Annotated in this window: 13 protein-coding genes, 6 tRNA genes and 3 rRNA genes; 1 reads left to right on the forward strand and 21 read right to left on the reverse strand. The window is 52.1% G+C overall.

The features are described from left to right. Positions 1-278: 278 nt before the first annotated feature. The 13 genes from rpoC to GUC22_RS25785 form a co-directional block, all read right to left on the reverse strand. Entirely contained in the window at positions 279-4,502 is a 4,224-nt protein-coding gene (rpoC, locus tag GUC22_RS25725) for a DNA-directed RNA polymerase subunit beta' (RefSeq protein WP_004127580.1), read from the reverse strand. 76 nt (positions 4,503-4,578) lie between these two features. Further along, on the reverse strand, positions 4,579-8,607 hold the full coding sequence (gene rpoB, locus GUC22_RS25730; protein ID WP_024360687.1) for a DNA-directed RNA polymerase subunit beta: 4,029 nt from the start codon (positions 8,605-8,607) through the stop codon (positions 4,579-4,581). A 325-nt stretch (positions 8,608-8,932) separates the two neighbouring features. Then, complete coding sequence (gene rplL / locus GUC22_RS25735) at positions 8,933-9,298, reverse strand: 50S ribosomal protein L7/L12 (protein WP_004097645.1); 366 nt, start codon at positions 9,296-9,298, stop codon at positions 8,933-8,935. Positions 9,299-9,364: 66 nt separating this feature from the next. Then, complete coding sequence (gene rplJ, locus GUC22_RS25740; protein WP_004097644.1) at positions 9,365-9,862, reverse strand: 50S ribosomal protein L10; 498 nt, start codon at positions 9,860-9,862, stop codon at positions 9,365-9,367. Between the two features lie 294 nt (positions 9,863-10,156). Beyond that, entirely contained in the window at positions 10,157-10,861 is a 705-nt protein-coding gene (gene rplA, locus GUC22_RS25745; protein WP_004097642.1) for a 50S ribosomal protein L1, read from the reverse strand. A gap of 3 nt (positions 10,862-10,864) precedes the next feature. Next, positions 10,865-11,293, reverse strand: coding sequence for a 50S ribosomal protein L11 (gene rplK / locus GUC22_RS25750; protein WP_004097640.1), 429 nt, complete (start codon positions 11,291-11,293; stop codon positions 10,865-10,867). A 153-nt stretch (positions 11,294-11,446) separates the two neighbouring features. Next, complete coding sequence (gene nusG, locus GUC22_RS25755; RefSeq protein WP_002438628.1) at positions 11,447-11,992, reverse strand: transcription termination/antitermination protein NusG; 546 nt, start codon at positions 11,990-11,992, stop codon at positions 11,447-11,449. Between the two features lies 1 nt (position 11,993). Next, positions 11,994-12,377, reverse strand: coding sequence for a preprotein translocase subunit SecE (gene secE, locus GUC22_RS25760; protein WP_004097638.1), 384 nt, complete (start codon positions 12,375-12,377; stop codon positions 11,994-11,996). A gap of 232 nt (positions 12,378-12,609) precedes the next feature. After that, the gene (gene tuf, locus GUC22_RS25765) at positions 12,610-13,794 is read right to left on the reverse strand and encodes an elongation factor Tu (RefSeq protein ID WP_004097636.1); all 1,185 of its coding nucleotides are present in this window, start codon (positions 13,792-13,794) and stop codon (positions 12,610-12,612) included. Positions 13,795-13,910: 116 nt separating this feature from the next. Beyond that, positions 13,911-13,986 (reverse strand) — tRNA-Thr (locus tag GUC22_RS25770). A 5-nt stretch (positions 13,987-13,991) separates the two neighbouring features. Further along, a tRNA-Gly gene (locus tag GUC22_RS25775) sits at positions 13,992-14,066 on the reverse strand. A gap of 119 nt (positions 14,067-14,185) precedes the next feature. Next, positions 14,186-14,270, reverse strand: a tRNA-Tyr gene (locus tag GUC22_RS25780). A 10-nt stretch (positions 14,271-14,280) separates the two neighbouring features. Then, positions 14,281-14,356: transfer RNA gene (locus GUC22_RS25785), tRNA-Thr, on the reverse strand. 438 nt (positions 14,357-14,794) lie between these two features. Here GUC22_RS25785 and coaA point away from each other — a divergent pair. Next, positions 14,795-15,745, forward strand: a complete 951-nt coding sequence (gene coaA, locus GUC22_RS25790; RefSeq protein WP_004127574.1) for a type I pantothenate kinase — start codon at positions 14,795-14,797, stop codon at positions 15,743-15,745. A gap of 25 nt (positions 15,746-15,770) precedes the next feature. Here the strand turns inward: coaA and birA are convergent, their stop codons facing one another. The 8 genes from birA to hemG form a co-directional block, all read right to left on the reverse strand. Further along, positions 15,771-16,733, reverse strand: a complete 963-nt coding sequence (gene birA, locus GUC22_RS25795) for a bifunctional biotin--[acetyl-CoA-carboxylase] ligase/biotin operon repressor BirA (RefSeq protein ID WP_004127571.1) — start codon at positions 16,731-16,733, stop codon at positions 15,771-15,773. After that, positions 16,730-17,758 (reverse strand): UDP-N-acetylmuramate dehydrogenase, encoded by a 1,029-nt coding sequence (murB, locus tag GUC22_RS25800; protein WP_160183898.1) that lies wholly within the window; start codon positions 17,756-17,758, stop codon positions 16,730-16,732. Before murB ends, birA begins: the two co-directional genes overlap by 4 nt. 168 nt (positions 17,759-17,926) lie before the next feature. After that, a 5S ribosomal RNA gene (gene rrf / locus GUC22_RS25805) occupies positions 17,927-18,042 on the reverse strand. A gap of 68 nt (positions 18,043-18,110) precedes the next feature. After that, positions 18,111-21,017, reverse strand: a 23S ribosomal RNA gene (locus GUC22_RS25810). 178 nt (positions 21,018-21,195) lie between these two features. Then, positions 21,196-21,271 (reverse strand) — tRNA-Ala (locus GUC22_RS25815). A 108-nt stretch (positions 21,272-21,379) separates the two neighbouring features. Continuing rightward, a tRNA-Ile gene (locus tag GUC22_RS25820) sits at positions 21,380-21,456 on the reverse strand. A 71-nt stretch (positions 21,457-21,527) separates the two neighbouring features. Next, positions 21,528-23,067 (reverse strand): 16S ribosomal RNA (locus GUC22_RS25825). Together the 16S, 23S and 5S rRNA genes with 2 tRNA genes alongside form the textbook arrangement of a ribosomal RNA operon. Positions 23,068-23,458: 391 nt before the next feature. Continuing rightward, complete coding sequence (gene hemG, locus GUC22_RS25830; RefSeq protein ID WP_004870475.1) at positions 23,459-23,992, reverse strand: menaquinone-dependent protoporphyrinogen IX dehydrogenase; 534 nt, start codon at positions 23,990-23,992, stop codon at positions 23,459-23,461. Between the last annotated feature and the right edge of the window lies 1 nt (position 23,993).

The following is a 23,993-nucleotide window of genomic DNA, read 5'->3' on the forward strand; positions in this document are numbered from 1 at the left end:
AAGTAATCACATGATTATTTTAGTTTTTTGACTATATAGCGTTTGCGGCGCTTATTTTTTGATACGTGTAGAATTTTCACCCATTGATAGATGATGAAAATCAGAAAAGAAAATAAATAATTACGGCAGATGCTTATACTTGCTAATTAATTGCAGCAAATATATCAATAAAATGTAATCGAAAAGTAGATATAGAAATAATGATAATAAACTGGCAGGCAAAAAAAAAGCCAGTCAGGTTACCTGACTGGCTTTTTAAGCGCTTAGCGAATCAACGATTAATCGTTGTCAGATCCGCCCAGACCGGCGTTCAGCAGTTCTGCCAGGTTGGCAGAAGCTTCTTCCACGCTGACCTGCGGCGCTGCTGGCAGCTCGCCCGCTGCGCGACGGCGCATACGATCCTGGTGATACGCATAACCGGTACCGGCCGGGATCAAACGACCCACGATAACGTTCTCTTTCAGGCCACGCAGTTCGTCGCGTTTACCCGCTACGGCTGCTTCGGTCAGGACACGCGTGGTCTCCTGGAACGATGCGGCAGAGATGAACGATTCGGTTGCCAGAGACGCTTTGGTGATACCCAGCAGATCGCGGGCGAATGTTGCCCCCACTTTGCCATTCGCTTCCAGATCGCGGTTTGCAATCTTAACGCGAGAGTATTCAACCTGTTCGCCTTCCAGGAAGTCGGAGCTACCGGCGCTTTCGATGGTCGCTTTACGCAGCATCTGACGAACAATAACTTCGATGTGCTTATCGTTAATCTTAACGCCCTGCAAACGGTATACGTCCTGAACTTCGTTAACAATGTAACGCGTCACAGCATGCACGCCACGCAGACGCAGAATGTCGTGCGGCGCTTCCGGACCGTCGGAAACCACGTCACCACGTTCTACACGTTCACCTTCGAACACGTTGAGCTGACGCCACTTAGGAATCATCTCTTCGTACGGATCGCTACCGTCTACCGGGGTGATAACCAGACGACGTTTCCCTTTGGTTTCTTTACCGAAGGAAATGATGCCGCTGATTTCAGCCAGGATTGCCGGCTCTTTCGGACGACGTGCTTCGAACAGATCCGCAACGCGCGGCAGACCACCGGTGATGTCCTTGGTACCGCCAGATTCCTGCGGTACACGCGCCAGGGTGTCACCAGAGCTGATCTGTACGCCATCTTCCAGCTGAACAATCGCTTTACCCGGCAGGAAGTACTGCGCAGGCATATCGGTGCCAGGGATCAGAACGTCATTGCCCTGAGCATCAACGATTTTCAGCGCCGGACGCAGGTCTTTACCGCCAGTGGTACGCTCTGCAGAATCCAGAACCACCAGAGAAGAGAGACCGGTCAGCTCGTCGGTCTGACGAGTAATGGTCTGGCCGTCAATCATGTCAGTGAAGCGGACGAAACCACTCACTTCCGTGATAACCGGCATGGTGTGCGGATCCCAGTTTGCTACGGTTTCACCGCCGGCAACCTGCTCGCCATCACCTTTCGCCATAACGGAGCCGTAAGGCACTTTATAGCTCTCTTTGGTACGACCGAATTCGTCGATCAGCTTCAGCTCGGTATTACGGGAAGTAATAACCAGTTTGCCGCTGGAGTTCACAACCGACTTCGCGTTGCTCAGACGGATGCTACCTTTGTTTTTCACCTGGATGCTGGACTCAGCAGCCGCACGAGATGCCGCACCACCGATGTGGAACGTACGCATCGTCAGCTGTGTACCCGGCTCACCGATGGACTGTGCCGCGATAACGCCGATAGCCTCACCTTTGTTGATGATGTGGCCACGCGCCAGGTCACGACCGTAGCAGTGGGCACATACACCAAAGTCGGTGTCGCAGGATACAACGGAACGTACCTTGACGGAGTCAACGGAGTTCTCTTCCAGCAGATCGCACCAGTGCTCGTGCAGCAGCGTGTTGCGTGGAACCAGAATGTCCGCCGTACCCGGCTTCAGAACGTCTTCAGCAGTCACACGACCCAGAACGCGATCGCGCAGCGGCTCTTTAACATCGCCACCCTCGATAACCGGGGTCATGGTGATGCCTTCCAGGGTGCCGCAGTCATCTTCAGTGACGACCAGGTCCTGCGCGACGTCAACCAGACGACGAGTCAGGTAACCGGAGTTCGCCGTTTTCAGTGCGGTATCCGCCAGACCTTTACGCGCACCGTGCGTGGAGATGAAGTACTGGAGTACGTTCAGACCTTCACGGAAGTTCGCGGTGATCGGCGTTTCGATGATGGAGCCATCCGGCTTCGCCATCAGACCACGCATACCGGCAAGCTGACGAATCTGTGCAGCAGAACCACGCGCACCGGAGTCGGCCATCATGTAGATGCTGTTGAAGGAGACCTGCTGCTCTTCTTCGCCGTTACGGTTAATAACGGTTTCAGTTTGCAGGTTGTCCATCATCGCTTTGGATACACGATCGTTCGCCGCAGCCCAGATATCGATAACTTTGTTGTAGCGTTCGCCCGCGGTCACCAGACCAGACTGGAACTGCTCCTGAATCTCAGCAACTTCTGCTTCCGCTTCGCTGATGATCTCGTATTTTTTCTCCGGGATGACCATGTCATCGATACCAACGGATGCACCTGAACGCGCTGCATAAGCAAAGCCGGTGTACATCGTCTGATCCGCAAAAATAACGGTCGGTTTCAGGCCCAGAATACGGTAGCAGGTGTTCAGCATCTTGGAGATGGCTTTCTTACCCAGCGCCTGGTTGACGATGGAGAAAGGCAGACCTTTCGGTACGATCATCCACAGAATGGCACGACCAACGGTCGTATCTTTCAGGCTGGTTTTCGCAACGAACTCGCCGTTTTCATCTTTTTCGTATTCGGTGATACGCACTTTAACGCGCGCATGCAGAGAGGCCAGGCCAGCGCGGTAAATACGCTCAGCTTCTTTCGGGCCAGTCAGCACCATGCCTTCGCCTTTGGCGTTAACACAGTCACGGGTCATGTAGTACAGACCCAGTACAACGTCCTGAGACGGAACGATGATAGGTTCGCCGTTCGCCGGGGACAGGATGTTGTTGGTAGACATCATCAGCGCACGCGCTTCGAGCTGGGCTTCCAGCGTCAGCGGTACGTGAACAGCCATCTGGTCACCATCGAAGTCGGCGTTGTATGCCGCACAAACCAGCGGGTGAAGCTGAATAGCTTTACCTTCGATCAGTACCGGCTCAAATGCCTGGATACCCAGACGGTGCAGAGTTGGTGCACGGTTCAGCAGTACCGGGTGTTCGCGGATAACTTCGTCCAGGATATCCCAAACGACAGCTTCTTCGCGCTCAACCATTTTCTTCGCGGCTTTGATGGTGGTGGCGAGGCCACGCAGCTCCAGCTTGCCGTAGATGAACGGTTTGAACAGCTCCAGCGCCATTTTCTTCGGCAGACCGCACTGATGCAGACGCAGGTATGGACCTACGGTGATAACCGAACGACCGGAGTAGTCAACGCGCTTACCGAGCAGGTTCTGACGGAAACGACCCTGCTTACCTTTGATCATATCGGCCAAAGATTTCAGAGGACGCTTGTTAGAACCGGTGATCGCACGACCGCGACGACCGTTATCCAGCAGGGCGTCAACCGCTTCCTGCAGCATACGTTTTTCGTTGCGTACGATGATGTCCGGCGCGGCCAGATCCAGCAGACGTTTCAGACGGTTGTTACGGTTAATGACGCGACGATACAGATCGTTCAGGTCAGAAGTCGCAAAACGACCGCCATCCAGCGGAACCAGCGGACGCAGATCTGGCGGCAGTACCGGCAGAACGGTCAGGATCATCCACTCCGGCTTGTTGCCAGACTGGACGAACGCTTCCAGCAGTTTGATACGCTTGGTCAGCTTCTTACGCTTGGTTTCGGAGTTGGTTTCGTTCAGCTCTTCGCGCAGAGTTTCACACTCTTGCTCCAGATCCATGCTCTTCAGCAGGGCCTGGATAGCTTCCGCACCCATCTTCGCGTCAAATTCGTCACCGAACTCTTCCAGCGCATCCAGATACTGCTCTTCAGTCAGGATCTGCTGGCGTTCCAGGTTGGTCATACCACCTTCGATAACCACATAGGATTCGAAGTACAGCACGCGTTCGATATCGCGCAGCGGCATATCGAGCAGCAGGCCGATACGGGACGGCAGAGACTTCAGGAACCAGATGTGGGCGGTCGGAGACGCCAGCTCGATGTGGCCCATACGCTCACGGCGCACTTTAGTCTGGGTCACTTCAACGCCGCACTTCTCACAGATCACACCGCGGTGTTTCAGGCGCTTGTACTTACCGCACAGGCACTCGTAATCTTTTACTGGCCCGAAAATACGCGCACAGAAAAGGCCGTCACGCTCAGGTTTGAACGTACGGTAGTTAATGGTTTCCGGCTTTTTAACTTCACCAAAAGACCATGAACGGATCATGTCTGGCGATGCCAGAGCAATTTTGATCGCATCAAACTCTTCGGTTTTAGTTTGCGCTTTCAGAAACTTTAATAAGTCTTTCACGGATTTGCTCCCGTCGGAGTTAGCACAATCTGGCGCCGGGTCTTACCCCGGCACCAGTGACCTGTTTGAGCGAGAGTTACTCGTCTTCCAGTTCGATGTTGATGCCCAGCGAGCGAATCTCTTTCAACAGTACGTTGAAGGATTCCGGCATGCCCGGTTCCATCTGATGGTTGCCGTCTACGATGTTTTTATACATCTTAGTACGGCCGTTCACGTCATCAGACTTAACGGTGAGCATTTCCTGCAGGGTGTATGCCGCGCCATATGCTTCCAGCGCCCACACTTCCATCTCCCCGAAGCGCTGACCACCGAACTGCGCCTTACCACCCAGCGGCTGCTGAGTAACCAGGCTGTAGGAACCGGTAGAACGCGCATGCATTTTGTCATCAACCAGGTGGTTCAGTTTCAGCATGTACATGTAGCCAACGGTAACCTGGCGCTCGAATTGCTCACCGGTACGACCGTCGAACAGGGTGATCTGGCCGGAAGTCGGCAGGCCACCAAGCTGTAACAGTTCCTTGATTTCAGACTCTTTCGCACCGTCGAAGACCGGCGTTGCGATCGGCATACCTTTTTTCAGGTTTTCAGCGAGACGCATAACTTCTTCGTCAGTGAAGGTATTCAGATCCACCTTCTGACGAACGTCGGTACCCAGATCGTAGGCACGCTGGATGAACTCGCGCAGTTTGGCGACTTCCTGCTGCTGTTTCAGCATGGCGTTGATTTTCTCGCCAATACCTTTCGCAGCCATACCCAGGTGGGTTTCCAGGATCTGACCGATGTTCATACGAGACGGTACGCCCAGCGGGTTCAGTACGATGTCTACCGGCGTGCCGTTTTCATCGTAAGGCATATCTTCGATCGGGTTGATCTTAGAGATAACACCCTTGTTACCGTGACGACCTGCCATTTTGTCACCAGGCTGAATCTGACGTTTAACGGCCAGATACACTTTAACAATCTTCAGCACGCCCGGTGCCAGATCGTCGCCCTGAGTGATTTTGCGGCGTTTCGCTTCGAGTTTTTTCTCGAACTCGTGTTTCAGTTCGTCGTACTGCTCAGCCAGCTGTTCCAGCTGATTTTGCTTCTCTTCGTCGGTCAGGCCCAGTTCCAGCCAGCGATCGCGCGGCAGCTTGTCGAGCTTCTCAGCTTCGATACCACCGGAGACCAGCACCGCGTAGATACGTCCAAACAGGCCGGCTTCGAGGATCTGCAGTTCTTCAGACAGGTCTTTTTTAGCCTGTTTGAGCTGCATCTCTTCGATTTCCAGCGCACGTTTGTCTTTTTCTACGCCGTCGCGGGTAAAGACCTGAACGTCGATAATGGTACCGGAGACACCGTTTGGTACGCGCAGAGAAGAATCTTTAACGTCAGACGCTTTCTCGCCGAAGATCGCGCGCAGCAGTTTCTCTTCCGGCGTCAGCTGGGTTTCACCTTTCGGCGTCACCTTACCAACCAGAATATCGCCGCCGGTCACTTCCGCACCGATATAAACGATACCGGATTCATCCAGTTTAGAGAGCGCAGCTTCACCCACGTTCGGGATGTCGGCAGTGATCTCTTCCGGCCCCAGCTTGGTGTCACGAGACACGCACGCCAGTTCCTGAATGTGGATGGTGGTAAAACGGTCTTCCTGGACAACACGCTCGGAAACGAGGATGGAGTCTTCGAAGTTGTAACCGTTCCACGGCATGAACGCTACGCGCATGTTCTGACCGAGCGCCAGTTCACCGAGGTCGGTGGACGGGCCGTCAGCCAGCACGTCGCCGCGCTCAATTGGCTCGCCCAGAGAGACACACGGCATCTGGTTGATACAGGTGTTCTGGTTCGAGCGGGTGTACTTGGTCAGGTTATAGATGTCGATACCTGCTTCGCCCGGGTACATCTCGTCTTCGTTAACTTTAATAACGATACGGGAAGCATCCACGTACTGAACGGTACCGCCACGTTTAGCAACCGCAGTTACACCAGAGTCAACGGCAACAGCACGTTCCATACCGGTACCAACCAGCGGCTTATCAGCGCGCAGAGTTGGAACGGCCTGACGTTGCATGTTCGCACCCATCAATGCACGGTTGGCGTCATCGTGTTCCAGGAACGGGATCAGGGACGCACCGACGGAAACCACCTGCTGGGTGGATACGTCCATGTAGTCAACCTGGTCGCGGCTGAACAAGCTGGATTCGCCTTTACTACGGCAAGTAACCAGATCTTCTACAAAGTGGCCTTCGTCATCCAGGTTGGAGTTCGCCTGAGCGATAACGTAGTTGCCTTCTTCGATAGCAGACAGGTAATGAATTTCGTCGGTTACAACACCGTCGGTCACTTTACGATACGGCGTCTCAAGGAAGCCGTATTCGTTAGTCTGTGCGTACACGGACAGGGAGTTGATCAGACCGATGTTCGGACCTTCAGGCGTTTCGATTGGGCATACGCGACCGTAGTGGGTCGGATGTACGTCTCGAACTTCAAAGCCTGCGCGTTCACGGGTCAGACCGCCCGGGCCGAGTGCGGAGATACGACGTTTGTGCGTAATCTCAGACAGCGGGTTGTTCTGGTCCATAAACTGAGACAGCTGGCTGGAACCAAAGAACTCTTTCACTGCTGCGGAAATCGGCTTGGCGTTGATCATATCCTGAGGCATCAGGGTGTCCAGATCGCCCAGAGACAGACGCTCTTTCACCGCACGCTCTACGCGCACCAGGCCAACGCGGAACTGGTTTTCCGCCATTTCGCCTACGGAACGGATACGACGGTTGCCGAGGTGGTCGATATCATCGACTTCGCCTTTACCGTTACGGATATCAATGAGCTTCTTCATCACTTCGATGATGTCTTCTTTGCTCAGGATACCGGATCCTTCGATTTCGTCGCGCAGCAGAGAACGGTTGAACTTCATACGACCAACCGCGGACAGATCGTAGCGGTCTTCGGAGAAGAACAGGTTCTCGAACAGGCTTTCAGCCGCTTCGCGAGTCGGCGGCTCACCAGGACGCATCATGCGGTAGATCTCTACCAGCGCGCTCAGACGGTCATTGGTCGGGTCGACGCGTACAGTCTCAGACATGTACGGACCGTGGTCCAGATCGTTGGTGAACAGCGTTTCGATACGCTTATGGCCAGACTGGCTCAGCTTAGCCAGCAGATCCAGGCTCAGCTCCATGTTCGCTGGGCAGATCAGCTCGCCAGTAGATTCGTCGACATAATCTTTAGAGGCGACTTTGCCCGCAATGTACTCAACCGGAACTTCGATATGTTTGATATCGTCTTTTTCCAGTTGGCGAATGTGACGTGCGGTGATGCGACGCCCTTTCTCAACGTACACTTTACCGTTCGCTTCGATGTCGAAGGAGGCGGTTTCGCCGCGCAGACGCTCCGGAACCAGTTCCATCTGCAGCTTGTTATCGCGAATTTCAAAGACCACTTTCTCGAAGAACAGGTCAAGGATCTGCTCAGTGGTGTAATTCAGCGCGCGCAGGATGATGGTAGCCGGCAGCTTACGACGACGGTCAATACGGACAAACAGGTTGTCTTTCGGGTCGAACTCGAAGTCCAGCCAGGAGCCACGGTAAGGAATGATACGTGCGTTATACAGGACCTTACCGGAAGAGTGGGTCTTACCTTTGTCACTGTCAAAGAAGACGCCCGGGCTACGGTGCAGCTGAGAAACGATAACGCGCTCGGTACCGTTGATAACGAAGGTACCGTTGTCGGTCATGAGCGGAATTTCGCCCATGTAGACTTCTTGTTCTTTAATGTCTTTAACGGTGCCTTCCGGCGCTTCGCGCTCGTAGATCACCAGACGCAGTTTTACGCGCAGCGGTGCCGAGTAGGTCACGCCGCGGATCTGACATTCTTTAACGTCAAAAACCGGTTCGCCCAGACGGTAGCTGACGTACTGCAGCTCAGAGTTACCGCTGTAGCTTTTAATCGGGAATACGGAACGGAAAGCTGCTTCCAGACCATACTGCCCTTCAGGATCTTGCTCGATGAACTTCTGAAACGAGTCAAGCTGGATAGAAAGGAGATAAGGTATGTCCAGAACCTGCGGACGTTTACCAAAATCCTTACGAATACGTTTTTTCTCGGTATAGGAGTAAACCATAGGGTTCCTCAGCTCGCTGACAAGTCGACCCATCTGCCCACATAAGGCAGTTTTTTATGCAACACTATTTTGTTGACCGGAAAATGGAACACTTTCCGCAATACCTGTTTCTATCACGCTTAAACCATTTCATTGCGATTTACACAGCTCAGGAACCCTAACCTGTCGCAGTATATTAAGTCGTCTATAGAAACAAGCATTGTCAGGACAACCAGCAGTCAAACAGTGTGAAATTCTACTGGCGCCTTACAGCGCAAAAAGGCTGGTGACTAAAAAGTCACCAGCCATCAGCCTGATTTCTCAGGCTGCAACCGGAAAGGTTGGCTTATTTAACTTCAACTTCAGCGCCAGCTTCTTCCAGAGATTTTTTCAGTGCTTCAGCGTCATCTTTGCTCACGCCTTCTTTCAGAGCGGCCGGAGCAGATTCTACCAGGTCTTTAGCTTCTTTCAGACCCAGGCCAGTTGCGCCACGTACTGCTTTGATAACGGCAACTTTGTTAGCGCCGATACCTTTCAGAATTACGTCGAATTCAGTTTTTTCTTCAGCAGCTTCAACCGGGCCAGCAGCTACAGCTACAGCAGCAGCAGCGGAAACACCGAATTTTTCTTCCATTGCAGAGATCAGCTCAACAACGTCCATTACGGACATAGCGGATACTGCTTCAATGATTTGATCTTTAGTGATAGACATTTAAATTGTTCCTGAATATCAGAATAAGTTTATACGTAAGCGAATGCTTTACAAAGACAACTGCGATTAAGCAGCTTCTTTCGCATCGCGTACAGCAGCCAGAGTGCGAACCAGTTTGCCAGCCGAAGCTTCTTTCATGGTTGCCATCAGGCGTGCAATTGCTTCTTCGTAGGTCGGCAGAGTTGCCAGGCGGTCGATTTGCGACGCCGGGATCAGCTCACCTTCAAAGGCTGCGGCTTTGACCTCAAATTTTGCATTCGCTTTCGCGAACTCTTTGAACAGACGAGCGGCAGCGCCCGGGTGTTCCATAGAGTATGCAATCAGGGTCGGACCAACAAACGTGTCTTTCAGGCACTCGAAAGGAGTACCTTCAACGACGCGGCGCAGCAGGGTGTTACGAACAACACGCATGTATACGCCAGCTTCACGACCTGCTTTACGCAGTTCAGTCATTTTGTCTACAGTCACGCCACGGGAATCCGCAACTACTGCAGACAGCGCGCCTTTGGCTACTTCGCTGACTTCAGCAACAATCGCTTGTTTGTCTTGAAGATTTAAAGCCATTAGCTTTGCTCCTGGATGTTTGCCAGAGCTCATGCTCTGGAACTCACTTCACTCGACTCAAAGAGAAGAGCGTCTTAATACGGTGAGCAGAAACAAGCCAGAGTATCCAAAAATAATCTTAGCGTTCTGTCACCGTCTACGCAGGGCATTAAGTCTCTTGCGAAACACCTGCGGTCTTCGACGGAGGCCTGGATAGGCCAGGCTCCAACGAACAAATCTTTTTATCTGCTAACTTTCGTTAACAAACGTGGGGGTAAGATTGTAGACAAATTCACCGCCCACGTAAAGCTAATCTTAGTTCGCAGAAGCGCTCAGACCAGCCTGATCAACGGCAACGCCAGCACCCATGGTGGTGGAGATGCTGATTTTCTTGATGTACACGCCTTTAGCCTGAGTCGGTTTCGCTTTTTTCAGCGCAACCAGCAGAGCTTCCAGGTTTTCTTTCAGTTTATCAGCGTCAAAATCCACTTTACCGATGGTGGTGTGGATGATGCCGTTTTTGTCGTTACGGTAACGAACCTGACCTGCTTTAGCGTTCTTAACCGCTTCAGCAACGTTCGGCGTTACGGTACCCACTTTCGGGTTTGGCATCAGGCCGCGCGGACCCAGAACCTGGCCCAGCTGGCCAACAACGCGCATTGCATCCGGGGAGGCAATAACAACGTCAAAGTTCATTTCGCCTTTTTTGATCTGGTCAGCCAGATCTTCCATACCTACCAGCTCTGCGCCAGCAGCTTTAGCTGCTTCAGCGTTCGGGCCCTGGGCAAATACGGCTACGCGAACTGAACGGCCAGTACCGTGCGGCAGTACGGTCGCGCCACGGACGTTCTGGTCAGATTTACGAGCGTCGATACCGAGGTTAACGGCAACATCAACGCTTTCAACGAACTTAGCAGTAGCCAGTTCTTTCAGCAGAGAGATGGCTTCGTTGATGTCGTACTGTTTGGTCGCATCAACTTTGTCACGAATCACGGACATGCGCTTGGTCAGTTTAGCCATTTCTTAGTCCTCCACTACCAGGCCCATGGAACGTGCAGTACCTTCAATGGAGCGAGTCATCGCTTCAATGTCGGAACCAGTCATGTCGGCAGCTTTGGTCTGCGCGATTTCCTGCAGCTGAGCGCGGGAAATTTTACCTACTTTGTCTTTGTTCGGTTTACCGGAACCAGACTTGATACCAGCCGCTTTTTTCAGCAGAACTGCTGCCGGCGGAGTTTTGGTAACGAAGGTGAAAGAACGGTCAGCGTAAACGGTAATAACAACCGGGATCGGCAGACCTTTTTCCAGGGATTCAGTTTTTGCGTTGAACGCTTTGCAGAATTCCATGATGTTCACACCCTGCTGACCCAGTGCTGGACCAACCGGCGGACTCGGGTTTGCCATACCAGCTGCAACCTGCAGCTTGACATAGGCTTGTACTTTCTTAGCCATGTAAATTTCCTCGTTTGGGTGTAGCGCCTGAAAAGGCTCCCCGTGATAAATATCGCTTTATGGGAATCAGACCCATAAAAACAAAAGGCGCGAAATTGTATGTCAATTCCGCGCCTCATGCAACGATTAAAACGTTGCTTTTTTGATCGGCTGTTAGGCTTTTTCTACCTGAGCGAAGTCCAGTTCAACCGGCGTCGCACGACCGAAGATAGAAACGGACACTTTCAGACGAGACTTCTCGTAGTCCACTTCTTCAACCACACCGTTAAAGTCGGCAAATGGACCGTCGCTAACGCGAACCATTTCACCCGGCTCAAACAGCGTTTTCGGCCGCGGCTTATCGCCAACCTGCTGCAGGCGGTTCATGATCGCGTCGACTTCTTTGTCACTGATCGGTGCCGGACGGTCAGACGTACCGCCGATGAAACCCATCACGCGCGGTACGCTGCGCACCAGGTGCCAGCTCGCGTCGTTCATCACCATCTGGACCAGCACGTAGCCCGGGAAGAATTTGCGTTCGCTTTTACGACGCTGGCCGCCGCGGATTTCGACCACTTCTTCGGTCGGCACCATGACTTCGCCAAACAGCTCTTCCATATTGTGTAATTTGATATGTTCACGCAACGAGGTAGCTACGCGACCTTCAAAACCGGAAAACGCCTGAACGACGTACCAGCGTTTTTTAGGAGCTTCAGACATCTCAGAACCTCAGGCCAGTGATAAAGGATACCAGGCGAACCAGAATACCATCCAGTCCCCACAGGATCAGTGACATTACGGCTGTCACTGCGGCAACAATCAGCGTGGTATGCAACGTTTCCTGGCGAGTCGGCCAGATCACCTTGCGGACTTCGGTTCTCGCTTCACGAGCGAAGGCGACTGTCGCCTTACCTTTTGTCGTTAACAGCGCGACACCGCCCGCTGCAGCGATCAGAATCACTACAGCCAGCGCACGCACTGCCAGCATAATGTCACGATAAAGGAAGTTGCCGACGATGGCCACGACCAGCAGCACGACTACGATTGTCCACTTCATCGCTTCGAGGCCGCGCCCGCTCCCTTGAGCTTCGGTATTCGCACTCATAAACCAACCTGTCACAAGAATTCAGACAAATAACTTCACCCCGCATGAGATGCGAGGCGACCAAACCGAAATGCTCTGCTGCGTTTCGGACTTAACGCCCTCTTCAGAGCCTGTCTCAGCAATGATTATGACCCAAAAAATCACTGATGAGCCAGGTTCTGGTGTGAAAGCGTGCAAAAAGGGCATCAAATGATGCCCTTTTATTGCGCATTGCGTCAAATGTTATCAGCAATTAGCCGAGAACTTTAGCAACCACGCCCGCGCCAACGGTACGGCCACCTTCACGGATTGCGAAACGCAGGCCGTCGTCCATCGCGATCGGGTGGATCAGGGTAACAACCATTTTGATGTTGTCGCCCGGCATGACCATCTCTACGCCTTCCGGCAGTTCGATGGTGCCAGTCACGTCAGTTGTACGGAAGTAGAACTGCGGACGGTAGCCTTTGAAGAACGGAGTATGACGGCCGCCTTCGTCTTTGGACAGAATGTACACTTCAGATTCGAACTTGGTGTGCGGCTTGATGGAACCCGGCTTAGCCAGTACCTGACCACGTTCGATTTCTTCACGTTTGATACCACGCAGCAGAACACCAACGTTCTCACCAGCACGGCCTTCGTCCAGCAGTTTGCGGAACATTTCAACGCCAGTACAGGTAGACTTCGCAGTCTCTTTGATACCAACGATTTCAACTTCTTCGCCAACTTTGATGATACCGCGCTCTACACGACCGGTAACAACGGTACCACGACCGGAGATGGAGAATACGTCTTCGATCGGCAGCAGGAACGGCTTGTCAATCGCACGCTCTGGTTCCGGGATGTAAGAATCCAGGTAGCCAGCCAGTTCGATGATTTTCGCTTCCCAGTCTGCGTCGCCTTCCAGCGCTTTCAGAGCGGAACCACGAACGATCGGGGTGTCGTCGCCCGGGAAATCGTACTGAGACAGAAGTTCACGAACTTCCATTTCAACCAGTTCCAGCAGCTCTTCGTCATCAACCATGTCGCATTTGTTCAGGAACACGATGATGTACGGAACGCCTACCTGACGACCCAGCAGGATGTGCTCACGAGTCTGCGGCATCGGGCCGTCAGTCGCAGCAACAACCAGGATCGCGCCGTCCATCTGCGCAGCACCGGTGATCATGTTTTTAACATAGTCGGCGTGGCCCGGGCAGTCTACGTGCGCGTAGTGGCGAGTCGGGGTGTCATATTCAACGTGAGACGTGTTGATGGTGATACCACGAGCTTTTTCTTCCGGCGCGTTATCGATCTGATCGAATGCGCGAGCAGAACCACCGTAGGTTTTAGCCAGAACGGTAGTGATTGCAGCGGTCAGCGTTGTTTTACCATGGTCAACGTGGCCGATAGTACCGACGTTAACGTGCGGTTTTGTACGTTCAAACTTTTCTTTAGACATCGATTGTCCCTCTAAGACACGGATAAATCGGTGATATCACCACATCAACCGGGCAACATGCCCGACTTGTTGAATGCAATAAACTAGAGAGAAACAGGGGAGGAGAGATAAAGAAGTGGTGCTGATACCCAGAGTCGAACTGGGGACCTCACCCTTACCAAGGGTGCGCTCTACCAACTGAGCCATATCAGCACGTTTGGAGCGGGCAGCGGGAATCGAACCCGCATCATCAGCTTGGAAGGCTGAGGTAATAGCCATTATACGATGCCCGCATCCTGAAACTCGGCTACCCAGTTCTTTCTATAACAAAAAAAAGAGAAGCGTCTCTTTTTCTGTTTGAGCTGACCAGTTTAACCAATCAACCCTGGCTCCGCAAAGCGTTGCCGAAAGATGGTGGTGGGGGAAGGATTCGAACCTTCGAAGTCGATGACGGCAGATTTACAGTCTGCTCCCTTTGGCCGCTCGGGAACCCCACCAGGCACTTGATGGTGCCGACTACCGGAATCGAACTGGTGACCTACTGATTACAAGTCAGTTGCTCTACCTACTGAGCTAAGTCGGCATCAAGTAGCGCGCATTCTAGGGAGACCTGCGAGTTCATGCAACTAAAAAATTGCAGAAAATGTTCTATTGCTCACATTTTGTGCTCAAACGAGAAAAAACGGTGTAATTTCAAACAGGGCAGGACAAAAATACGCCAACCTTCTTCACAAATACGGTTAATGAGGAGGGCAAAAGGCATATCCAAACCGCGAAAGCGGCATCGATTCCTCACAGCCTCTCCATAAGATGCAATGAAAACTCACTGGCTTCTACCGAGGACTTTATATCCCCTTACCAAACCATTCATCTCTGTGATGCTACCTTTAGAAAGCATCATTCAATGAGTTTTTTTCTTATTATTCCGCGCAATCTGGTGTTACCCTCCTGCCCATTGTCCTGATTAACTAGTGTGAAGCACCCCGCCTTCATGTAATTCGGCGGTTGCAAGAGCATGCTTATGAGCCTAAAAGAGCAAACGTTAATGACACCGTATCTACAATTTAACCGCGACCAATGGGCTGCACTGCGTGATTCCGTTCCGATGACGCTAACAGAAGAAGAAATCACGCGGTTAAAAGGCATCAACGAAGATCTTTCCCTGGAAGAAGTTGCAGAGATTTATTTGCCGCTGTCGCGTTTACTCAATTTCTATATCAGCTCTAATTTGCGCCGGCAGGCTGTACTGGAGCAATTCCTTGGCACCAACGGCCAGCGTATTCCTTATATCATCAGCATTGCGGGTAGCGTGGCGGTCGGGAAGAGCACCACCGCGCGCGTACTACAGGCGTTACTTAGCCGCTGGCCTGAGCATCGACATGTAGAATTGATTACGACAGATGGTTTTCTGCACCCTAACGCAGTATTGAAAGAACGTGGACTGATGAAGAAGAAAGGCTTCCCGCAGTCTTACGATATGCATCGCCTGGTTAAATTCGTCTCCGACCTGAAATCCGGTGTACCTGACGCTACGGCCCCGGTCTATTCACATCTCATTTATGACGTGATTCCGGATGGGGATAAGACGGTCACTCAGCCTGATATATTAATTCTTGAGGGATTAAATGTTTTGCAGAGTGGAATGGATTACCCTCACGATCCGCATCATGTATTTGTTTCCGACTTCGTTGATTTTTCAATTTATGTGGATGCGCCAGAAGAGTTGCTCAAAACCTGGTATATCAATCGTTTTCTGAAATTCCGCGAAGGGGCGTTTACCGACCCGGACTCTTATTTCCATAACTATGCTCAGTTGTCTAAAGACGAAGCTATTAATATTGCCACATCGCTATGGAATGAGATTAATCTTTTGAATTTAAAAGAGAATATTTTACCAACGCGTGAGCGAGCCAGCCTTATCATGACAAAAAGCGCAAACCACTCAGTCAATCAGGTGCGGTTAAGGAAATAAAAAGGGGAGCGCTGGCTCCTCTTTTTCATTCAGCGCCTCGCAATGAGATCTCACCGCCAATCCAGGGTTTTATCACCCCTTCTTGTTCCAGTAATAATGCGCCTTGAGCATCAATACCTCGAGAAATACCAAAGATCTCTTTATCGCCAATAATAAGTTTAACCGGACGGTTAATAAAGTTATCGAGCTTTTCCCAGCGGCCCAGATAGGGCGCCAGACCCTCATTCTCAAAAAGTTTAAAACCTGCCCGCAGCTCTTTAATCAGACAAGCGGCTAACTGATTACGATCGATAGAGATCCCGGCCTCCTGCAGGCTGATCCAGCCCTGATTGACAACATCAGACTCCACGCGGCGCATCATGAGATTAATCCCCGCGCCGCTGACTATCTGTGCCGCATCGCCGGTTTTCCCCGTCAGTTCCACCAGGATCCCGGACAGTTTGCGGTCCTGCAAATAGAGGTCGTTCGGCCATTTCACCCGTACTTTATCCGCCCCCAGGCTCTGCAGCACCTCGGCAATGACGATCCCGATGACCAGACTCAAACCTATAGCCGCAGCAGGCCCCTGCTCCAGTCGCCAGTACATTGAAAGGTAAAGATTAGACCCAAACGGCGAGAACCACTTGCGCCCGCGGCGGCCGCGGCCAGCCTGCTGATACTCAGCCACGCAGGCATCACCAGATTGCAGTTCGCTGAGCCGGTCCAGAAGATACTGGTTCGTGGAATCTATCACCGGTAGTACGGTTACCCGACCATGCTCAATCTGCCTGGCGATCTGCTCTTCGTCCAGTAGCTGGATAGGCTCAGGGAGACTGTAGCCTTTGCCCGGAACGGTGAACACGTCGACTCCCCAATCACGCAACGTTTGAATATGCTTGTTGATCGCTGCCCGGCTCATTCCTAAACGCTCGCCAAGCTGTTCACCTGAGTGAAATTCAGCATCAGCCAGTATCGATATCAGCGTCAAAGGAACGGTGTAGTCTTTCATGCAATAGTCTCCTCGGCATTGACTTCACCCGTTTCGCCAATAAAGCGCACCTCCGGCTGTAGCCAAATATCAAACTTCTCACCAACCTGTTGACGTACGTAGTGAGCCAATTCAACCACATCTTCACTGGTTGCCTGATTATGATTGATTAATACCAATGCCTGCTGGCTATGTACCGCTGCGCCGCCCATGACTTTGCCTTTAAGCTGGCATTGATCGATAAGCCAGCCGGCGGCTAGCTTCATGCTGCCATCAGGCTGAGGATAGTGGGGGATGTTCGGATAGGCAGCCAGCAGTGCTTGAGCCTTGTCTGCGCTAACGACCGGATTCTTAAAGAAGCTCCCCGCATTTCCATTCACTTTGGGATCGGGAAGTTTGGTCATGCGCATATGACATACGGCATCAAACACCTGCCGAGGGGTAACGGTTTGCGGATCAAGCCGGGTTAAATCGCCGTAGGTCAAAACGGGTTGCCACTCTTTTGGTAACATCAAACCAACGGCCACAATCGCGTAGCGATCTTGATATTCATGCTTAAAAATACTGTCCCGGTAGCCAAAACGACATTCCGCGGCGGAAAGGCGCAGTTTCTCACCAGTCGCTAACTCAACGCAATCGACGTGCTGGCAAACCTTTTGTAATTCAACGCCGTAAGCACCAATATTTTGAATCGGCGAGGAGCCGGTGCAGCCAGGAATCAGGGCAAGATTTTCCAGGCCAGGCATGCCGTTATTCAACGCAAACTGCACTAGCTGATGCCAGTTCTCTCCTGCGCCAACATGCAAATGCCACGCGTCTGGTGTTTCACTCACTTCGATTCCCATAATACGGTTAATAATCACCGTACCGGCATAATCCTTCAGGAACAGAACATTGCTTCCTTCACCAAGGATCAGGATTGGCTGGCGCTGTGCAGCGGCATTTTGCCAGGCATCCAGTAGCTGTTTTTCAGTTTCGGCGCGAACAATCGTTTTGGCAGAACGGTCAATACCGAAGGTATTCCAGGGCTTAAGTGAGTGGCTCATAATGGCTTCCAGATGCAAAATCTGCATTAGTTTACCGTATATAGCGAGGGAAGGCTTGCCTGAATGTCAGGGGGACCAGGAACCATGACGTTACCAAAGTCCAGTCATTCGCAGACCACAAAAACGCAAAAAGCCCATCCGTCAGGATGGGCTCTTCACTTAATTGATGCCTGGCAGTTCCCTACTCTCACATGGGGAGACCCCACACTACCATCGGCACTACGGCGTTTCACTTCTGAGTTCGGCATGGGGTCAGGTGGGACCACCGCGCTAGTGCCGCCAGGCAAATTCTGTTTAATCTGTATCAGGCTGAAAATCTTCTCTCAATCCGCCAAAACATCTTCGGCGTTGTAAGGTTAAGCCTCACGGTTCATTAGTACCGGTTAGCTCAACGCATCGCTGCGCTTACACACCCGGCCTATCAACGTCGTCGTCTTCAACGTTCCTTCAGGACTCTCAAGGAGTCAGGGAGAACTCATCTCGGGGCAAGTTTCGTGCTTAGATGCTTTCAGCACTTATCTCTTCCGCATTTAGCTACCGGGCAATGCCATTGGCATGACAACCCGAACACCAGTGATGCGTCCACTCCGGTCCTCTCGTACTAGGAGCAGCCCCCCTCAATTCTCCAGCGCCCACGGCAGATAGGGACCGAACTGTCTCACGACGTTCTAAACCCAGCTCGCGTACCACTTTAAATGGCGAACAGCCATACCCTTGGGACCTACTTCAGCCCCAGGATGTGATGAGCCGACATCGAGGTGCCAAACACCGCCGTCGATATGAACTCTTGGGCGGTATCAGCCTGTTATCCCCGGAGTACCTTTTATCCGTTGAGCGATGGCCCTTCCATTCAGAACCACCGGATCACTATGACCTGCTTTCGCACCTGCTCGCGCCGTCACGCTCGCAGTCAAGCCAGCTTATGCCATTGCACTAACCTCCTGATGTCCGACCAGGATTAGCTGACCTTCGTGCTCCTCCGTTACTCTTTAGGAGGAGACCGCCCCAGTCAAACTACCCACCAGACACTGTCCGCAACCCCGATTAGGGGCCCACGTTAGAACACCAGCCATTAAAGGGTGGTATTTCAAGGATGGCTCCACGCAGACTGGCGTCCACGCTTCAAAGCCTCCCACCTATCCTACACATCAAGGACCAGTGTTCAGTGTCAAGCTATAGTAAAGGTTCACGGGGTCTTTCCGTCTTGCCGCGGGTACACTGCATCTTCACAGCGAGTTCAATTTCACTGAGTCTCGGGTGGAGACAGCCTGGCCATCATTACGCCATTCGTGCAGGTCGGAACTTACCCGACAAGGAATTTCGCTACCTTAGGACCGTTATAGTTACGGCCGCCGTTTACCGGGGCTTCGATCAAGAGCTTCTCCTTACGGATAACCCCATCAATTAACCTTCCGGCACCGGGCAGGCGTCACACCGTATACGTCCACTTTCGTGTTTGCACAGTGCTGTGTTTTTAATAAACAGTTGCAGCCAGCTGGTATCTTCGACTGATTTCAGCTCCATGGGTAAACCACTTCACCTACATATCAGCGTGCCTTCTCCCGAAGTTACGGCACCATTTTGCCTAGTTCCTTCACCCGAGTTCTCTCAAGCGCCTTGGTATTCTCTACCTGACCACCTGTGTCGGTTTGGGGTACGATTTGATGTTACCTGATGCTTAGAGGCTTTTCCTGGAAGCAGGGCATTTGTCACTTCAGCACCGTAGTGCCTCGTCATCACACCTCAGCGTTAATAACGTTCCGGATTTACCTGGAACATCCGCCTACATGCTTAAACCGGGACAACCGTCGCCCGGCCAACATAGCCTTCTCCGTCCCCCCTTCGCAGTAACACCGAGTACAGGAATATTAACCTGTTTCCCATCGACTACGCCTTTCGGCCTCGCCTTAGGGGTCGACTCACCCTGCCCCGATTAACGTTGGACAGGAACCCTTGGTCTTCCGGCGTGCGGGTTTTTCACCCGCATTATCGTTACTTATGTCAGCATTCGCACTTCTGATACCTCCAGCAACCCTCACAGGCCACCTTCAACGGCTTACAGAACGCTCCCCTACCCAACAACACATAGTGTCGCTGCCGCAGCTTCGGTGCATGGTTTAGCCCCGTTACATCTTCCGCGCAGGCCGACTCGACCAGTGAGCTATTACGCTTTCTTTAAATGATGGCTGCTTCTAAGCCAACATCCTGGCTGTCTGGGCCTTCCCACATCGTTTCCCACTTAACCATGACTTTGGGACCTTAGCTGGCGGTCTGGGTTGTTTCCCTCTTCACGACGGACGTTAGCACCCGCCGTGTGTCTCCCGTGATAACATTCTTCGGTATTCGTAGTTTGCATCGGGTTGGTAAGTCGGGATGACCCCCTAGCCGAAACAGTGCTCTACCCCCGAAGATGAGTTCACGAGGCGCTACCTAAATAGCTTTCGGGGAGAACCAGCTATCTCCCGGTTTGATTGGCCTTTCACCCCCAGCCACAAGTCATCCGCTAATTTTTCAACATTAGTCGGTTCGGTCCTCCAGTTAGTGTTACCCAACCTTCAACCTGCCCATGGCTAGATCACCGGGTTTCGGGTCTATACCCTGCAACTTAACGCCCAGTTAAGACTCGGTTTCCCTGCGGCTCCCCTATACGGTTAACCTTGCTACAGAATATAAGTCGCTGACCCATTATACAAAAGGTACGCAGTCACCCCATAAAGAGGCTCCTACTGCTTGTACGTACACGGTTTCAGGTTCTTTTTCACTCCCCTCGCCGGGGTTCTTTTCGCCTTTCCCTCACGGTACTGGTTCACTATCGGTCAGTCAGGAGTATTTAGCCTTGGAGGATGGTCCCCCCATATTCAGACAGGATACCACGTGTCCCGCCCTACTCTTCGAGTTCACAACCTGTGTGCTTTAGTGTACGGGAGTATCACCCTGTACCCTGCGACTTTCCAGACGCTTCCACTAACACACAAGCTGATTCAGACTCCGGGCTGCTCCCCGTTCGCTCGCCGCTACTGGGGGAATCTCGGTTGATTTCTTTTCCTCGGGGTACTTAGATGTTTCAGTTCCCCCGGTTCGCCTCGTTTGACTATGTATTCATCAAACGATAGTGCAACGAATTGCACTGGGTTTCCCCATTCGGACATCGCCGGCTATAACGGTTCATATCACCTTACCGACGCTTTTCGCAGATTAGCACGTCCTTCATCGCCTCTGACTGCCAGGGCATCCACCGTGTACGCTTAGTCGCTTAACCTCACAACCCGAAGATGTTTCGTAAAACATCGTCGTGTCGCGAAAATTTGAGAGACTCGAACACACATTAGCTGTGTGTCGTTTCAATTTTCAGCTTGATCCAGATTTTTAAAGAGCAAAACTTCGCAGTGAACCTTTTCAGGTACACTCTGAAGTTTTCTTGTGGTGTGCAGTAAAGATGGTGGAGCTATGCGGGATCGAACCGCAGACCTCCTGCGTGCAAAGCAGGCGCTCTCCCAGCTGAGCTATAGCCCCATCGTAGTGAAATCTCATCAACCTTAATTTCTGTTGAAGCAAGGCGTGGTGACACGAAGCATACTTAGAGTATGTGAGTGTCGCCGCAACGCAGCATCAGCAGAAATTTGGTAGGCCTGAGTGGACTTGAACCACCGACCTCACCCTTATCAGGGGTGCGCTCTAACCACCTGAGCTACAAGCCTGCAGAGATTTTTTACTGCTTATTTTTCATCAGACAATCTGTGTGGACACTACAAAGGCAGGTTCTTTCAGGTAAGGAGGTGATCCAACCGCAGGTTCCCCTACGGTTACCTTGTTACGACTTCACCCCAGTCATGAATCACAAAGTGGTAAGCGCCCTCCCGAAGGTTAAGCTACCTACTTCTTTTGCAACCCACTCCCATGGTGTGACGGGCGGTGTGTACAAGGCCCGGGAACGTATTCACCGTGGCATTCTGATCCACGATTACTAGCGATTCCGACTTCATGGAGTCGAGTTGCAGACTCCAATCCGGACTACGACATACTTTATGAGGTCCGCTTGCTCTCGCGAGGTCGCTTCTCTTTGTATATGCCATTGTAGCACGTGTGTAGCCCTACTCGTAAGGGCCATGATGACTTGACGTCATCCCCACCTTCCTCCAGTTTATCACTGGCAGTCTCCTTTGAGTTCCCGGCCGGACCGCTGGCAACAAAGGATAAGGGTTGCGCTCGTTGCGGGACTTAACCCAACATTTCACAACACGAGCTGACGACAGCCATGCAGCACCTGTCTCAGAGTTCCCGAAGGCACCAAAGCATCTCTGCTAAGTTCTCTGGATGTCAAGAGTAGGTAAGGTTCTTCGCGTTGCATCGAATTAAACCACATGCTCCACCGCTTGTGCGGGCCCCCGTCAATTCATTTGAGTTTTAACCTTGCGGCCGTACTCCCCAGGCGGTCGACTTAACGCGTTAGCTCCGGAAGCCACTCCTCAAGGGAACAACCTCCAAGTCGACATCGTTTACAGCGTGGACTACCAGGGTATCTAATCCTGTTTGCTCCCCACGCTTTCGCACCTGAGCGTCAGTCTTTGTCCAGGGGGCCGCCTTCGCCACCGGTATTCCTCCAGATCTCTACGCATTTCACCGCTACACCTGGAATTCTACCCCCCTCTACAAGACTCCAGCCTGCCAGTTTCGAATGCAGTTCCCAGGTTGAGCCCGGGGATTTCACATCCGACTTGACAGACCGCCTGCGTGCGCTTTACGCCCAGTAATTCCGATTAACGCTTGCACCCTCCGTATTACCGCGGCTGCTGGCACGGAGTTAGCCGGTGCTTCTTCTGCGGGTAACGTCAATCGACAAGGTTATTAACCTTATCGCCTTCCTCCCCGCTGAAAGTACTTTACAACCCGAAGGCCTTCTTCATACACGCGGCATGGCTGCATCAGGCTTGCGCCCATTGTGCAATATTCCCCACTGCTGCCTCCCGTAGGAGTCTGGACCGTGTCTCAGTTCCAGTGTGGCTGGTCATCCTCTCAGACCAGCTAGGGATCGTCGCCTAGGTGAGCCGTTACCCCACCTACTAGCTAATCCCATCTGGGCACATCTGATGGCAAGAGGCCCGAAGGTCCCCCTCTTTGGTCTTGCGACGTTATGCGGTATTAGCTACCGTTTCCAGTAGTTATCCCCCTCCATCAGGCAGTTTCCCAGACATTACTCACCCGTCCGCCACTCGTCACCCGAGAGCAAGCTCTCTGTGCTACCGTTCGACTTGCATGTGTTAGGCCTGCCGCCAGCGTTCAATCTGAGCCATGATCAAACTCTTCAATTTAAGTTTGATGCTCGTGAATTAAACTTCGTAATGAATTACGTATGTTCACTCAGAGACTTGGTATTCATTTTTCGTCCGAAGACGTTAAGAATCCATGTCACTTTGAGTGCCCACACAGATTGTCTGATAAATTGTTAAAGAGCAGTGCAACGCGGCTTTCGCTCACCGTTGCGAGGTCCCGTATAATACGTTTTCCTCATTCAGAGTCAAGCGTTTAATTTCGCTTTTCTCTGTCGGTATTCATCGCTGAATCCCGCTGACCCGGCGGCTTGCGTGCCGTTGTTCCGTGTCAGTGGGAGCGCATTATAGGGAGTAATTCCGAAGTGACAAGGGGAAATTTCAAAAAACTTTTCGTTCGCTCAACTTTCCATCACCAGGGTGATTTAACGCGCTATTTGCTGGTCATTTGCGCAATTTCCCGCGCAAATCTGCCCACCTGCTGCCAGTCGGTATACACCACTTCTTTACTAACATCCGTTTCGCCGCCGGTCATCTTCATAATAAGGCGAATCATAAACCGATCGTACCAACGATAGCGTGGATAGCGAAGCGCTCCGGCAAATACCGCGCAGTGCTGCGGCTGCCAGGGCGAGTTGAGCAGAAACTTTCGCGTGTAGCTGTTGGTCTGCGGCGTTCGTTTTTCTGGCTTACGCGCGACGAGGTTAACCGAGAAAAATGCTCCCGGCAGCGCCTGCAGCGACTGAAGATGCGTTTTGACAAACCGCTCCAGCGCGGGATGAAAGTGACCATAGCGGATTGATGCGCCAATCACGACGCGATCGTATAAAGGCCACTCCACCTCATTAGTACGGTTGAGGTCAATCGTATCCGCATCAATCCCCTGCTCTTTTAATTCAGATGCCAGATAGGAGGCGATTTCACGCGTCTGTCCGTCGCGGGTAGAAAATAGAATCAAAGTTTTCACA

This window comes from Klebsiella sp. MPUS7, from assembly GCF_009905335.1.
GTDB classification, from domain to species: domain Bacteria; phylum Pseudomonadota; class Gammaproteobacteria; order Enterobacterales; family Enterobacteriaceae; genus Klebsiella; species Klebsiella grimontii.

What these genes read in the sequence shown, in the direction of transcription:
- rplA (WP_004097642.1), bottom strand. Translation starts at nt 10,861, where the DNA reads ATGGCTAAACTGACCAAGCGCATGTCCGTGATTCGTGACAAAGTTGAT.
- nusG (WP_002438628.1), bottom strand. Translation starts at nt 11,992, where the DNA reads ATGTCTGAAGCTCCTAAAAAACGCTGGTACGTCGTTCAGGCGTTTTCC.
- birA (WP_004127571.1), bottom strand. Translation starts at nt 16,733, where the DNA reads ATGAAAGACTACACCGTTCCTTTGACGCTGATATCGATACTGGCTGAT.
- rplK (WP_004097640.1), bottom strand. Translation starts at nt 11,293, where the DNA reads ATGGCTAAGAAAGTACAAGCCTATGTCAAGCTGCAGGTTGCAGCTGGT.
- coaA (WP_004127574.1), top strand. Translation starts at nt 14,795, where the DNA reads ATGAGCCTAAAAGAGCAAACGTTAATGACACCGTATCTACAATTTAAC.
- secE (WP_004097638.1), bottom strand. Translation starts at nt 12,377, where the DNA reads ATGAGTGCGAATACCGAAGCTCAAGGGAGCGGGCGCGGCCTCGAAGCG.
- rpoB (WP_024360687.1), bottom strand. Translation starts at nt 8,607, where the DNA reads ATGGTTTACTCCTATACCGAGAAAAAACGTATTCGTAAGGATTTTGGT.
- rplJ (WP_004097644.1), bottom strand. Translation starts at nt 9,862, where the DNA reads ATGGCTTTAAATCTTCAAGACAAACAAGCGATTGTTGCTGAAGTCAGC.
- rplL (WP_004097645.1), bottom strand. Translation starts at nt 9,298, where the DNA reads ATGTCTATCACTAAAGATCAAATCATTGAAGCAGTATCCGCTATGTCC.
- tuf (WP_004097636.1), bottom strand. Translation starts at nt 13,794, where the DNA reads ATGTCTAAAGAAAAGTTTGAACGTACAAAACCGCACGTTAACGTCGGT.
- murB (WP_160183898.1), bottom strand. Translation starts at nt 17,758, where the DNA reads ATGAGCCACTCACTTAAGCCCTGGAATACCTTCGGTATTGACCGTTCT.